The sequence below is a fragment of the Oceanobacillus sp. FSL W7-1309 genome (genome assembly GCF_038002145.1).
Lineage (GTDB): Bacteria > Bacillota > Bacilli > Bacillales > Amphibacillaceae > Oceanobacillus > Oceanobacillus profundus.
This window is the reverse complement of sequence record NZ_JBBOBX010000002.1, coordinates 1,652,567-1,666,855: the sequence shown is the minus strand read 5'-3', so window position 1 is coordinate 1,666,855 and position 14,289 is coordinate 1,652,567. Positions and strand designations below refer to the sequence as shown.

Below are 14,289 nucleotides of genomic sequence, written 5' to 3'. Positions count from 1 at the left end.
TGGCATTTACCAAGCTTTTATGTAAATCCCATAGTTGCCCTTAGGCAATAAGAATGTTTAAGACATTCTTATTCTTATCTGCCAAATGAATACTGTCTCCACAACCGAAGGGAGACAGTTTTATACGGCTCAAACAAACAGGAAATTTATATGTTAAAAAAGATAAAAATAGGGAAAAACTATTTTAATACTGTTTCTTAAAGGAGGCTTTACCGTGATGGGTATACTTCTCGGTATTTTAGCGATAATTATTACCTTAGGCCTAGCCTATTTAATGTCCAATAATAAGAAAATAATTAATTACAAGGGAATCGGCATTATGCTGGTTTGTCAGCTGTTAATAACATGGTTTATGTTTTCCACACAGATTGGAAAAGCAATCATTGATGGTATCTCTGCTGTATTTAATAAGCTAATTGAATTTGGTGTAGAAGGGATAAGCTTTGTGCTTGGCGGATTTGCGTTAGAAGATGGTGGCGTATTCTTCTTCAACGTATTACTGCAAATTATCTTTTTCGCAACACTTCTTTCTGTGCTTACGTATTTAAAAATTTTACCATTGATAATTAAGTATATTGGTGCAGCTATTTCTAAAATTACAGGCTTACCTAAAATTGAATCCTTTAACGGGGTGAATAGTATCTTTTTCGGTCAGTCAGAGGCATTAATTGCAATTCGATCCCAATTTCACCATTTATCGGAAAATCGTTTGTACATCGTTTGTGCTTCTGCAATGAGTTCCGTTTCAGCAGCAATTGTAGGTTCCTATATTCTAATGCTTCCACCACAGTATATCTTAGTAGCACTTCCTTTAAATATGTTTAGTGGTTTAATGATAGCTTCAATCATTGCACCAGTTCGAGTACCAAAGGAAGAGGATTATGTTGATATAAGTAATGTAACGCAGGATAAAAGTATTTTTGAAGCAATGGGGAACGGTGCATTAGAGGGCGGTAAAATTGCTTTGATTGTTGCTGCTATGCTAATAGCTTTTATTGCTTCATTATCCTTGGTTAACTGGATTATTCAATTTATCTTTGCAGGGGTAACATTGCAGCAAATTTTAGGTTATATTCTTGCTCCGCTCGGTATTCTAATGGGGATTGATCCAAGTGAAGTTATAGACGCTGGAGCAGTTATGGGTATGAAAATCGTTACCAATGAATTTGTAGCTATGCTTGAATTTCAACCGTTTCTGGATACAATGTCAGAAAAAACAATTGGTATTGTTACAGTATTCTTAACAAGTTTCGCTAACTTCTCATCTATCGGTATTATTGCTGGAACGGTAAAAGGTATCGATGCGAAAAAAGCAGTACAAGCTTCCGGATTTGGAATGAAATTATTAGCTGGTTCGATTCTAGCTTCGATTTTATCAGCAACTATTACAGGGTTATTTTTATAATGAAGACCTGGCACGAGGGTTGTTCGTTTCATCCAAACAACTGTAAAGGCTTCGTTTTGAGGTGCATTTTCCAAAAATACACCTCAACTGACATTAAAATCGACCGTTAAAATTGGAAACAAAAGTAGACTAAAATGAACTGCACCTCAATTGGAGGTGCAGTTTTCTTATGAATAAAAGCTCTTGAACGAACGAGGCAGAATACTTGAAGAGTCGTGTTTAGCTTCTGTTCAACAATCGGACTATATCGCTGAATGATCAATTGTGAAATTAATGGATAGGTGGGCAGGTGTAACTAACTTGGAAGCCAGAAAACTCTACCGACTATTTATTGTCAAAAAAAATGCGTGGTTGCTCGACTTAAAGGATTGTATTGTATTTTCAGTAAGGGAAATCCTAAACCTAAAGAATTTTAGGTGGGTGTATATGAAAAACAAATTGTGTTTTGTACTTTTAATTTTCTTGTTCATTATTCTTATCCAGCCAAATGACACGAATGCCAAACAAAATAAAATAGAAAATAAATTGCTGCTCGACACATTGATTACTTTATTGGATCCGTATATATCAGAAGCAGTAGAACAGTATTACGGCTATCATAAATCGTATGGTTTGTACGATGCGAAAATACTCGGTATATCAAGAGAAAAAGACGGTGGATTTAGTTTTAAAGTCAAAGTTCAAGTAAATACCTTTGAAGAAGCTCATAATCCCCCTTACGGTAAAGAAACAATAATCCTTGGAGTGGAAGTAGACAAGGTCAAAGTCATTAAATTCATCCACGAGGGAGATGAAGAAGAAAGGAAAATAGCAAATTTTTATAATGAGACTATTGCAGATATCAAAGAGACATTTAAAATAAACTTAAACTCCTTCAAAAAAATTAAATATGAACAACTATTATATAAATCGGAAAAACAAAAGGAATACAAATCTCTATCGGATATTGTAACGGACATCATAGTGAATGATTTAAATCCCGAAATAAAACCCCCATATAAAAATATTATAGAGCCAGTTACCTTTATTAAGAATAATCAAGGATACATTCTTTTTAAAAAGGCAGATGGAACTAACATTGTTATTCAACTGTCTAGGTTAAATGGTAAATGGGTAGTTGTAAAGAAGGAAAGAAGACAAGGAAAAAAATGAAAAATGATTTACTTTGGTATATGTGATTTATAGCTCGAACCTGTAACGGTTTCAGCGAATAACTCTTAGTTATTCTATTAAAGGGTGCATTGTTAAACAAGGCAATCATAAAAATGGTTGTCTTTTTCTTTTGGTAAATATTTTTGAATATTATGGTATTATTGAAAGAGAGATACTAAACAGATTATAAAACCTGTTAAGAGGTGGTGACCTAGGATGAAAAAAATAATGGTAATTGGAGTTTCGGCAGGTGTTGGGAAGTCAACTTTCGCACAAAAGTTAGGGAAAGAGCTTCATATAAAAGTTAATCATTTAGACGCCTTATATTGGAAGCCAAACTGGGTAGAAGCCACATTAGAAGAGTTTTCGGAAGCACAGCAAGAGATTGTAAAACAAGGTCAATGGATAATTGAAGGAAACTATAGTAATACTATTCAGATTCGCGCAAAACACGCTGACACAATAATTTATTTGGAATTACCATTATATGTTTGTTTATATCGTGTTGTTAAGCGATGGCTAAAGAACATCGGCAAAACACGGCCTGATATGGGAAATGGTTGTAAGGAAAAGTTAGATTGGAAATTCATTAGGTTTATATATACTACTTATTATCCTCGTAAAAGAAAAATGATCGAACAATTTCAGAACTTTCAAGCCTTAGATTCTAAAAAAGAGATTATTATTTTAAAGAGTAGACAAGAAATTAAGTCTTATTTAGACAATTGCACTTAAACGAACAGGTGTTTTAATATAACAATGAGCTAGTCAATGCGGCGGTCTTTTTTACTAAAGAAGCAGGATTTTATACTTAATATATGGAATATTTAATAAGGTTATTTAAAGGGGGGGATTTTTATGGATAATCCTATCTTAAAACAAATAGGAACAGTATTCATTCCAGTAAGCAACATAGAGAAAGCGAGAGATTGGTACTGTGATATTTTAGGACTAGAAACAGATGGGGAGATTCAATTCGGTCATCTTTACGTTATTCCTATGGAAGGTACAGGGATTGTGTTAGACAGCAAGATCTATTCAGAAGATAGAATATTTAAAGTTCCAGCATTCCACTTCAATACAAAAAGCATTGAAGAAGCATTCCATTTTATGAGTAAAAAGGATGTTGATTTAATTACACCAATCGAACATAATCATTATTTTAATTTCAAAGATCCGGATGGAAACATCTTAATGATATGCAAATGTTAATATTAATATTAAGCTAACCGATGCTTTAATTAAAGTTTCTGATATCGTACGAACAGGACAGTTTAATTTAACAGAAGGTGCTATAATTCTGATAGAAAACAAACAAAATTATATTATGAATTTAGTAAGTCAGGAGGAAAATACATGAAAGTAATGCCTATTGAAAAAATGGGAATCACAACAAGCCGTCTCATACTAGGCTGTATGGGGTTTGGGGGAGACAGGGATCAAACTGCTTACACAAAAGAGGATATACTAAAAACAGAAAAAGCAATCGATGCAGCATTATCGCACGGAATTACAATGTTTGATCATGCCGACATTTATAATATGGGAAAAGCGGAAAAAGTATTTGGTGAAATCTTAAAATCGCGTCCGGAACTCAGAGAAAACATAGTACTTCAATCAAAATGTGGTATTCGATTTGCGGATGGCAAGAATCCAGGTCGCTATGATTTCTCAAAGGATTATATCCTGAATTCAGTCGATGGTATCCTAAATAGATTGAACACCGAGTATTTAGATATTCTTTTATTGCATCGTCCCGACCCCATAATGGAACCAGAAGAAGTAGCAGAGACATTCGAAACATTGAAGAGGTCAGGAAAAGTTCGTCATTTTGGGGTATCTAATATGAGTGCTTCTCAAATCCAATTTTTGAATGCTTACTGTTCTGAACCTATGATTGTTAACCAACTGAATATGAGCTTACAGCAAGTTGATTGGCTAGAGCAAGGTGTTTTAGTGAACCAAAAGGAAGGGACAGGTGTGAATTTTCCAGATGGGACAATTGAATATTGTCGCTTAGCCAATGTACAAATTCAAGCATGGTCACCTTTAGCAAATGGAATCTATTCTGGTCGCTCCATAGATAATCCGTCAGAATCGGAGCTAGCCACGATAGAGCTGGTGAAAAAATTAGCACTAGAAAAAGAAACCTCCGCAGAAGCAATTGTGCTTGGATGGTTAATGCGACATCCAGCTATGGTTCAGCCTGTCATTGGTACAACAAATCCAGATAGAATTGCTAAATGCCAGGATGCAATCCAACAGGCGGAGATTATGACTCGTGAAGAATGGTATTCTCTGTATACGGCTTCACGCGGTAATAAGTTACCGTAAAATTTTATGAACAGGATGATTATCTTACCCATATGAGTTTAGGTAAACTTTATTGTGGTTTGACTAAACAGGAATTGATATACATAGCTAAATTAGCGAAAGAAGGCACACTTCATATCCACCTTTTAAGGTTGTCTTTATTAAGCCATAGTGAAGGTTGGACAATGTAAGAAAGTAAGATAGTGAATGGAAAAACCAATTTCCAAGATCATGATAATCTTATTTATGACCTCGCATGAAAAGCTTGGGGAAAAATTAGAATTAATCTATTCCGAGGATAGCGATTATCTTATTAACTATATAACGAAGGTGAATCATTTCAGCATTTTTATTCAACTGGTGAGAGTTACGCAGTTGGGTATTAAGTCAATCGTCTTTTCTTTGCATTTATTGTTGGGCTTATAATCCTTTTTTCTCAAATATAATGAAGAGTGTGAGAGGAGACACGGTGAGTGGATCTAAAGGTTATAGAAAATTTAAGATAAGTTTCCATTTAATTATGGGATGTGAGTGAAGATGAAATAATAAGTGCTATAACTTCATCTGAAATGACAACGAGTCTAAAATGCCTTACAAAATGATTGAGTGGCTTCTTGATCCAAATGGTAGTGAGGAAGTACCTGAAGGGATCCATCATTTTAAAAAAGTTTTGAAGAAGGAAAGGCATTGAACAGTAGTTAATTTTAAAATAAGTCAATCAATCTTTATTATTTACAACATATGGGGCTATTCTATTAATATTATAGGAGGCCTCATACTTGTGCCTTAATCTAAGTGGCAATCTTAAAATAAATAATGTAGATAAGAATAATTTGTGAAGGAATGTACTTAAACGAAGGGTCAGGATAGTTGAGAAGAAGGATGATCGGGACTTGTTGCATTAATATTATGATATTTGAAAGTAAACATTTAAAATTGTCTTAAAAACACACAATAAAGACTCCTATCAACGCAGAATATTAAGTTCCGTAATAAGTTTAGTAACATATCATATTTATAATATATAATTCATTTCAGAGGGCGTGATTTTTTGAATTCAAAAAGAACAGTCTTTTTGATAAGTGGTCCCCCTGGGGCTGGAAAGAGTACATTGGCTGATAAGATATGTAAAAGTATGGATGGATTATGTGTACATATAGAGGGGGATGTGCTATACAATTTGGTAAAGAAAGGATGGGTACATCCTTGTGATGACCACGATAATTTTTTTCTGAATGTCTTATGGGACAATATAGTTGCTCTGGTTGAAAACTTTACACAAAATAATATGAATGTAGTTACTGATTATGTTTTTTCTAAAGAGCAGATATTTTCTGTTATAGATAGAATGAAACATTTAGATATTAACATTAAAATAATAGTAATTAAAAGTGATATAAATATCCTAATTAATAGGGATAGGCTACGAAGTGGAATTGCGTATGTAGGAGAAGAAAGAATTAGACAAATTGTTAGAGATTTTAATTCAAATTATTTTCCTGATGAGTTTATACTTGATAATAATGATGCTGATTTAGAGGGTCTTGTAGATGTCGTTTTGAAGGAAGACAGGTTTACCGTTAATTAATAAAACCTTTCTTAATTAATGGTGCAAGAGTTGAACAAGATATTAAACGGCACCTATTGTGCTCAAGGAGGCAATCTAAGTAAAATAGATCGCAATGAAAAAGTAAATTTAATTAATCTCACAGAGGAACTTCAAAACAGCCCGTTGGTTATAGAGGAGGGTTTCCATAATTCTTATGCTCGTTTTTTAACGGATAAGAGGTTTATTTATAAAGAAATGAATGTATAAAAAGTAGTTTCCCATCTTTATTGCAGGAAATTGGACTTGTATTCTAGAATGTAATAATGATGACAATATCGTAAGCAATTGTTTACTCAGAGAATTGGAGAGCGCATATATGTATGAACCGAAGATGAAAGAAACCGACAACAGTGTAATTGGATTTATTGAAAGTGTGGAAAATGAGAAGAAGAAGGCAGATGCCTATCAGTTATTGGAAATATTTGAAGAAGTAACTGGTTACGAAGCAAAAATGTGGGGGCCTAGTATTATAGGTTTTGGTAGCTATCACTATAAGTATGCATCAGGACGTGAAGGGGATGCGCCTTTAGTGGGTTTTTCACCAAGAAAAGCGAAAATTAGTCTTTATTTGGACTATGAAAGTGAGAAAAGGGAAAAATTATTAGAAAACTTTGGTAAACACACGAAGAGTAAGGCTTGTATTTATGTAAATAAATTAGCTGATATCGATACCAATGTTTTAAAGGATTTAATTAAACATACAGTAGAAACATATAAAGATCTTTATCCGAACGAATAAAGCTATTGGCATTGTTTTAAATCCGTGTCCAACTGACTATGCTTGTTTCACCATCTGTATCCATGCCTCGCGAGAATTTTAATAGTGCATTTTGACTTCAACAGGCTTGGATAATGAAGAAATATTCGATCGTGATCTTAATGTGTTGGACTAATTCCATTTAGATTCAAAAATGTTTTAAAGTTGGACGAGACGTTAGCTTTTTATAGTTCTGACTTTATTGCTCTCCCTCCATTTGTGAAGCAAATTATATTAAATTACGGGTGCTTTAGAATTTAGGAGTAAATTGAATCCATCGAGGGAGTTTAATAATAAGGAGAAATTGACCTGGATCTTTTAAAAGAGGTTCTTTTGTACTTTATAAACAAAGGTCTATTATCTAAATTGACAGCCAAATTGCCATCGTTTTTTATATGTACAATATCTTGTCCAATAAAAAATAAATGAGATATTCGGATGCCAAAAACCTAATTTAAGCATTAATCGTTAGAATAACAACAAAACTGACGTATGAATTGCCATACGTCAGTTTTGTTGTTTAACTAATATGCACTTATAAACGGAACCCTTTCATTCAACTGGATGTGCTTTTTTAGAAAACGCATATTTCTTCTGAATATAGAGAAGTCGCCATAATAATGCAACTGCGCCAGCGCTGAGGCCAACAATAATTCCAACCCAGTAGCCAAATGGCTCCAGAGCAGTGTAATTTGCTAATAACCAGCCAATTGGAAGCCCGATAGCCCAATAAGAGATTAATGCAATAATCAATGTCATATTTACATCTTTATAACCACGAAGTATACCTTGAATTGGAGCACCAAATGCATCTGCCAGCTGATAAAAAATAGCAAAATAAATAAATTGCTTCGTTAGCTCAATCACTTCTGGATCGGAATTGTAAAGGGCAGCTACAGGACCATTCAATAAATACAAAATAACTCCTGCAAAGAGTGCGATAAATATACCTCCGCTCATTCCGATGTATCCATATGCACGTGCATCTTTATAACGCTTAGCACCTGCTTCGAAGCCAACCGTAATTGTTAACGCCATCCCGACACTTAGTGGAATCATATACAAGAGACTAGCGAAGTTCAATGCCGCTTGGTGTGCCGCTATTGTATTTGTGCTGTAAACGCTCATCAATAACGTTACAGCTGAGAAAATACTTGTCTCAAAAAATATTGCTGCACCAATTGGTATACCAATCTTTAATTGGTTACGCCATTGTTTGAGGGAAGGTTTAAACCATTTAGCAAACACAGCAAATTTCTTGAAAGGCTGAATTCGATGAAGAAAGTAAAGAGCAATAATGCACACGATAAAATACGTAATCGCAGTTGCAATGCCTGCTCCTATACCACCTAATGCCGGCACCCCTAATTTTCCGAAAATAAATATATAATTAAAGATAACATTAAGTGGCAGGGAGATCAGAATGATGATCATGGAAATGCGTGTCTGTCCGAGGCCATCCATAAAACAACGAATTGTATTAAAAATAAACAAGGGAATAATACCAATTCCTAGTGTGAACAGATAATATTTTGCGACATGTCGCACCTCAGATTCCAGATCCATCATAGATAGTATCGGTTCTAAGAAAATCACACCGGCCACCATAATTAAGATAGATAAAATAATTGCCAAATAAATTCCTTGCTGAATAACTTTTGGTACTTCCTGGTCAGCTCGCCCGCCAATCAGATGTGCTATAATTGGCGTGATTGCCAGAACAATACCATTAATTCCGGTAGAGATCGGAACCCAGAGGCTAGCCCCAATTGCTACGCCTGCAAGGTCTGCAGCACTAGAACGGCCAGACATCATCGTATCAAAGAATGTCATGAGGTTCATACTGATTTGTGTAATTAAGATGGGAATTAAAATGATGATAAATAGCTTCAGTTTTTCCTTAACTGTTTTTGTTTCATACATTAAAACTCTTCCTTTTTTGTATGTTTTCTAATAGGATAGAGAGTAGTGTAATCCTAATAAGACGTAGCCTTTATTATACTCGGTTATGCTGATTTGTGAAAGAAGGGAAGTACATTTCAATGAAAAAGAAAAGAATCCTTTTCACTGGTGGAGGAACAGCTGGACATGTGATTGTCAATTTAGCGTTGATTCCATTCTATCAGGAAAAAGGCTGGGAAATTGATTACATTGGCTCTTATAATGGTATTGAAAGAGACTTAATTGGACAGCTCGAAGGAGTAACCTATCATCCAATATCCACTGGAAAGCTTCGCCGTTACATGTCGAAAGAAAATATAAAAGATCCTTTTAAGGTGATAAAAGGTACAATGCAAGCGTATAAGATAATTGGTAAACGTAAGCCTGCAGTTATCTTTTCTAAGGGAGGATTTGTATCCGTTCCTGTTGTTGCAGCTGCAAAATTACGAGGCGTGCCATCCGTTATCCATGAATCAGATTATACACCAGGATTAGCAAATAAGCTCTCCATTCCATTTACGAAAAAAGTACTTGCGACATTTCCAGAAACGATGCAATATCTGCCTGAGAAAAAAGCGGAATATGTTGGCGCAGTTGTTCGCGATGAGCTTTTTAAAGGGGATAAGGATAGTGGCTTGAAATTTGCCGGATTATCGAAAAAATTACCTGTACTCCTCATCATGGGAGGTAGTGGCGGGTCATATAAGATCAACGAAACCGTGAGGGAAAGCTTGGATGAGCTTTTAACGAACTTTCAAATCATTCATATCTGTGGACGAGACAAAATAGATCATTCGATTCAAAAAGCTGGATATGTGCAATTTGAATATATTAATGAAGAGCTAAAGGATATTTTTGCTGCTTCAGACTATGTGCTGTCTCGAGCTGGATCGAATGCAATCTTTGAATTTCTGGCATTAAGAATACCTATGCTGTTGGTTCCTTTATCCAAAGGTGCAAGCCGGGGGGATCAGATTATCAATGCGCAGTCGTTTCAGGAAAAACGCTATGCTAGGGTTATAGATGAGGAAAAACTAACAAAACAAACATTAAAAGATGAGCTTTTACAATTAAAAGAATATGCACCGATTATGATAGATACGATGAAGGAATATAAAAGTGAAAAATCGCGGGATCGTGTTATCGAAATTATTAATGCGACAAGCAAATAAATATACTCCCTGGTTTGGACGCCAGGGGGTATATTTATTAGTCTGGATTTGTTTGTTACTGTATTGTTCCATAATGCATTAAATCTACATTTACATTGAAATCTACTGTAATGTTTGGGTATTTTTCCCTCCACTCTGTATCTGTTAAACGCTCCCCCTTTTTCTTTGTTCGATAAATTCCTCCAAATCCTAATGGGTCGGAATCCATCTCTTGGAGTTTGGCCAATAGTTCGTCATACTGTCGCATAAACTCTTTTTCAATTTCTTCTTCCAGTATGGCTGCTATTTTTTCATTTTTTACACTGAGTAACTCTGATGTTTCATATAGATCTACTTCTAAATGAACATTAGCCTCAAAGTGGAGATCATCGATGTTTTTTAATGTTATATCACCTTTACCTTTCGATATTCTTACTAGTATGGTCAAGTGTTCCTTATCTTCAAGTTTATCTGGTTGCATCGAATTCGTTTCGTTATTAAAGATAAAATCTAAAAATGGTTCTCGCGGAAGTGAAACTTCCATTGGAGTACCTTTAACATTTGTTAAAAAGGTATTAATTAGAAATGCTTGATCGATATGCAGCTCACCAACCAGCTTATCATTCGAAAAAGCGCCTATTCCGACAATCGCTGGTTTGTTATTTCGTAAACCAATTATTGGAGCGACGGGATCCTGTCCAATATCTGCTTCAATATGCAAAAAATTTTGTAAGGAGGTTTTTGGTATACTATACTCCCTTACTTCCTTTTCAATTAAACTTTGGATTATTTGACCGACATCGGTATTCAATTCTTCTTGCCCCACTGTAAGGACCTCATTTGCAGTAATATTACTAATAGCTACTAGCATTGTATCTGATACACGTGCATCACGAACTAGTGTACTTAGGTATTCTAAAATTCCTTCCTCGGCAGTTTCCTTGCCATATAATTCAAGTCGTATTTGTCCGGGGCTTAACTCAAAATTTGTATTATAACCGGCATTCTCACGTGCTCCTTTAATTGTTTTCCCCATTCCAGTAATAGATGTCGTTATTTGTGGGTTTTGCGCATCGAATTGGTAAGCGATGATTGTCGTTTCAACACGATTGTTTTCGGTTACGTCTACACCACGAGTATTAATTATCCCTAGCTCCTCAAGTTGTTTATAGGGTACGCAGGAGGTAAGAATGACAGAGAAAATCAGCAAAAGAATTGTTTTTTTTATCATGAGGATCCAGCTCCTTTTCGCTTCTTCAATCTCTTTTTGAATAAAACCAATGGAAGTAGTAAAAAAGGATATACATAAATAAACCAGAATCCAAACTGCTCAGCAAAATTAATAACTCGTTGCGTTTCAAAATGCTTTTCAAAGAAGAACGTACCAATTAAAAATATAATGGCAGCTACATACAATGTTGGTTTTTGTTTGACCTTATATACTCTTTTCATACTGTACGTTAATCCCCACATAAGAAAGAGCAGGGATGGTACAACAACCATCATCAATTCAGCGACAACGATGTAATCAAACCGTTCAACAAAGGGAAAGCTTTGGGTTTTAAATAATACAAGAACAGCCCACTCTCTGCGTTCAAGCTGTTCAGCACTGAAGAAACCTATCGCCAGCATTGTTGCGGATAGTACAAGGAGAGCAGACCAGGAGACAGCTAATAGACTCGTAATCCTAACTTTATTTTTATTTTGGATAAAAGGATAAACCAAAAATAGAATTTCAAATCCCATAAATGTATAGGAAGTAGCCCTTGCACCTTTTAATAAATCGACAAAAGGTGCTTGAAAAAGTGGCAGGTAATGATTAAAATCGATTTGCAGTGCAGGATGAATTAATAAAAATAGGATCCAATTAGCTAGGACCCCAAAGACGAAACTAACGCCTATAATAACTCGCAAGCCACCTAGGACACCATAAATAGTGAGAGAAATGAGCAGCAGCCCCATTACAAAATTGCTTACATCAGGAAATACAAATACTTTAACGACCTCGATATATGTTAATAGCACAGAGTAAAAAGCAATCCCAAAATATAAGATGTAGACCGTGCTGAATATATTCCCAAGCCACTTTCCAAAAATATCACGATGAATACCGTGAATATCCGCATTATCATATTGTTTAAGAATGAGCAGCATTACCAATAACACGATAATAATGTAAGCAGCCGCCACTAAGATGGATATCCAGGAATCTTGCTTTGCCTCGCTAAAAACTAATCGTGGGACACCTAATATACCAACCCCAATTTGCATGGAAACGATAATAAAAAACAAATAAAATGCTTGAATACGCATATTCGGTTTTATTTTTACATTAATTTCCACAGGAGACACCTACTCATCGATATCTTTTTTCTCATTAGCATTACGTTTAGAAAAACGAATGGAATCTTTTAAAGAAAGTGATATAAATCGTTTGTACTGAAAATTTTGAGGTAACCGGTATAATGCTTTGTTTAAATCCTCAAAACGAATTGGGTAGATCGGTGACAGATATGGTCTGCCTAAGGATGTCATTTTTAATAAATGGATAATCAGCATACATAAACCGAACATAATTCCAATCAAGCCTAGAATACCTGCTAATACAATCATTGGAAAACGCAGCAGTCTGATGGAAGTACCCATTTGATAACTTGGAGCTGTAAAGGATGCTAGTGCACTTATCGTTATAAAGATAATTAATATATTACTCGTTATTCCAGCTTGAACAGCAGCTGTTCCGACAACAACACCACCAACGATACCAATTGTTTGTCCTACCTTCGTTGGAAGTCTTGCGCCAGCCTCACGTAATAATTCAATCATTAGCTCAAGAAATAATGCTTCAAATACAGGAGGAAAGGGAACTCCTGCTCTTGATTGTCCAATTGAAATGAGTAGTTGCGTTGGTATAATTTCATAATGAAATGTAACTGCAGCAACATACATTGGGGTCAGAACGACCGAGATGAACATAGACATAAATCTTATAAACCTTAAAGGTGAACCTGAATTCCAGCGCATGTATAAGTCTTCCGTTGATTCAAAAAAACTAAAAAAGGTCGATGGCGCAATTAATGCCGACGGGCTATTTTCCATTAATACTGCAATTTTTCCTTTTAAAATGGCATATGAAGTACGGTCAGGCAACTCGGTTGTATGAAATTGTGGAAATATGGACGCAGAGTCGTCCTCGATGTATTGCATGAGTACATTACTATCTTCAACATTATCGACATCCAATTCATTTAAACGTTGTCTCATTGTGTCTACATCCGTATCGTTGGCAAGCGATTTCAAATAAATTAATCGGACCTCACGTGGAGCTCTTTTACCTATTGTTATCTCTTCTATTGCCAGATCTGGTGTACGAATATTCCAGCGAATCACATTTAAATTCGTAACCAATGATTCTGTGAAGGCTATTTTCGGCCCAATAACAACGGATTCCGTCTCGGCTCCTTCTAAAGAACGTTTTTCTTTGTTTAAAAAATCATAGGATACAACAGCTGCTTCATCCTCAATATAAATCATAACTTTACCGGTTATGAGTCCTGGGAGAATTTCATCCATTTGTTGATATTCTTTACCTGAATTTAACGGTATTTTATTAAGAATAGCAGTATTTGACCATTCTTCCTTACTCTCTAATAATGGTGTTAATAGCAGATTTTCTACTCTATCCGGCTGCACTTGATAGGGAATGAAAAATACTGCAATTTTTTTATTTTGATGTTCGTATTTGCTAAAACTTAAATCTGGGCTTTTATCAAACTCACTTCTCATTAGTTGCTCTAGTTCATCAATTTTCAGAGGAAACACGTTTTTGGATGAACGTTTCATTCTTTTTCTCATAGGTCGTCCCTCCATCACAGCTTAGCTTGACTTAGTATGCCGATAAATAAAAGAAATATGAGTAGCAATTGACGTTTATTTAAAAATATTTTTTTGTAAAAGTCTA

Annotated in this window: 12 protein-coding genes; 8 read left to right on the top strand and 4 right to left on the bottom strand. The window is 35.1% G+C overall.

Translation table 11 applies throughout. The features are described from left to right. Window positions 1-217 precede the first annotated feature (217 nt). The 7 genes from NST46_RS20875 (at window position 218) to NST46_RS20845 (ending at window position 7,218) form a co-directional block, all read left to right on the top strand. Window positions 218-1,405, top strand: coding sequence for a NupC/NupG family nucleoside CNT transporter (locus tag NST46_RS20875; protein ID WP_118888672.1), 1,188 nt, complete (start codon window positions 218-220; stop codon window positions 1,403-1,405). Between the two features lie 426 nt (window positions 1,406-1,831). Further along, a complete protein-coding gene (locus NST46_RS20870; protein WP_341137703.1) occupies window positions 1,832-2,557 on the top strand; it encodes a DUF3888 domain-containing protein in 726 nt (241 codons plus the stop codon). A 216-nt stretch (window positions 2,558-2,773) separates the two neighbouring features. Continuing rightward, window positions 2,774-3,292: a DNA topology modulation protein gene (locus NST46_RS20865; protein ID WP_251660616.1), complete on the top strand. Its 519-nt coding sequence runs from the start codon at window positions 2,774-2,776 to the stop codon at window positions 3,290-3,292. A 123-nt stretch (window positions 3,293-3,415) separates the two neighbouring features. After that, entirely contained in the window at window positions 3,416-3,769 is a 354-nt protein-coding gene (locus NST46_RS20860) for a VOC family protein (protein WP_118888675.1), read from the top strand. 144 nt (window positions 3,770-3,913) lie between these two features. Continuing rightward, complete coding sequence (locus NST46_RS20855; RefSeq protein WP_341137702.1) at window positions 3,914-4,891, top strand: aldo/keto reductase; 978 nt, start codon at window positions 3,914-3,916, stop codon at window positions 4,889-4,891. Window positions 4,892-5,921: 1,030 nt separating this feature from the next. Then, on the top strand, window positions 5,922-6,458 hold the full coding sequence (locus tag NST46_RS20850) for an AAA family ATPase (RefSeq protein ID WP_341137701.1): 537 nt from the start codon (window positions 5,922-5,924) through the stop codon (window positions 6,456-6,458). Between the two features lie 337 nt (window positions 6,459-6,795). Further along, the gene (locus NST46_RS20845; protein WP_118888678.1) at window positions 6,796-7,218 is read left to right on the top strand and encodes a DUF1801 domain-containing protein; all 423 of its coding nucleotides are present in this window, start codon (window positions 6,796-6,798) and stop codon (window positions 7,216-7,218) included. A 570-nt stretch (window positions 7,219-7,788) separates the two neighbouring features. On the opposite strand, the gene NST46_RS20840 is transcribed toward NST46_RS20845, so the two are convergent. Continuing rightward, window positions 7,789-9,159: an MATE family efflux transporter gene (locus NST46_RS20840; protein ID WP_303448542.1), complete on the bottom strand. Its 1,371-nt coding sequence runs from the start codon at window positions 9,157-9,159 to the stop codon at window positions 7,789-7,791. A gap of 119 nt (window positions 9,160-9,278) precedes the next feature. Between NST46_RS20840 and NST46_RS20835 the strand changes: the two genes are divergently transcribed. Then, a complete protein-coding gene (locus NST46_RS20835; protein WP_303448541.1) occupies window positions 9,279-10,349 on the top strand; it encodes an undecaprenyldiphospho-muramoylpentapeptide beta-N-acetylglucosaminyltransferase in 1,071 nt (356 codons plus the stop codon). Window positions 10,350-10,404: 55 nt separating this feature from the next. Here NST46_RS20835 and NST46_RS20830 read toward each other — a convergent pair whose 3' ends face one another. Genes NST46_RS20830 through NST46_RS20820 form a run of 3 tightly spaced genes read right to left on the bottom strand, consistent with a single transcriptional unit; the run spans window position 10,405 to window position 14,183 of the window. Beyond that, window positions 10,405-11,559 (bottom strand): Ger(x)C family spore germination protein, encoded by a 1,155-nt coding sequence (locus NST46_RS20830; RefSeq protein ID WP_341137700.1) that lies wholly within the window; start codon window positions 11,557-11,559, stop codon window positions 10,405-10,407. Beyond that, entirely contained in the window at window positions 11,556-12,671 is a 1,116-nt protein-coding gene (locus tag NST46_RS20825; RefSeq protein WP_095309778.1) for a GerAB/ArcD/ProY family transporter, read from the bottom strand. Before NST46_RS20825 ends, NST46_RS20830 begins: the two co-directional genes overlap by 4 nt. 9 nt (window positions 12,672-12,680) lie before the next feature. Then, a complete protein-coding gene (locus NST46_RS20820; protein WP_341137699.1) occupies window positions 12,681-14,183 on the bottom strand; it encodes a spore germination protein in 1,503 nt (500 codons plus the stop codon). Window positions 14,184-14,289: the final 106 nt, after the last annotated feature.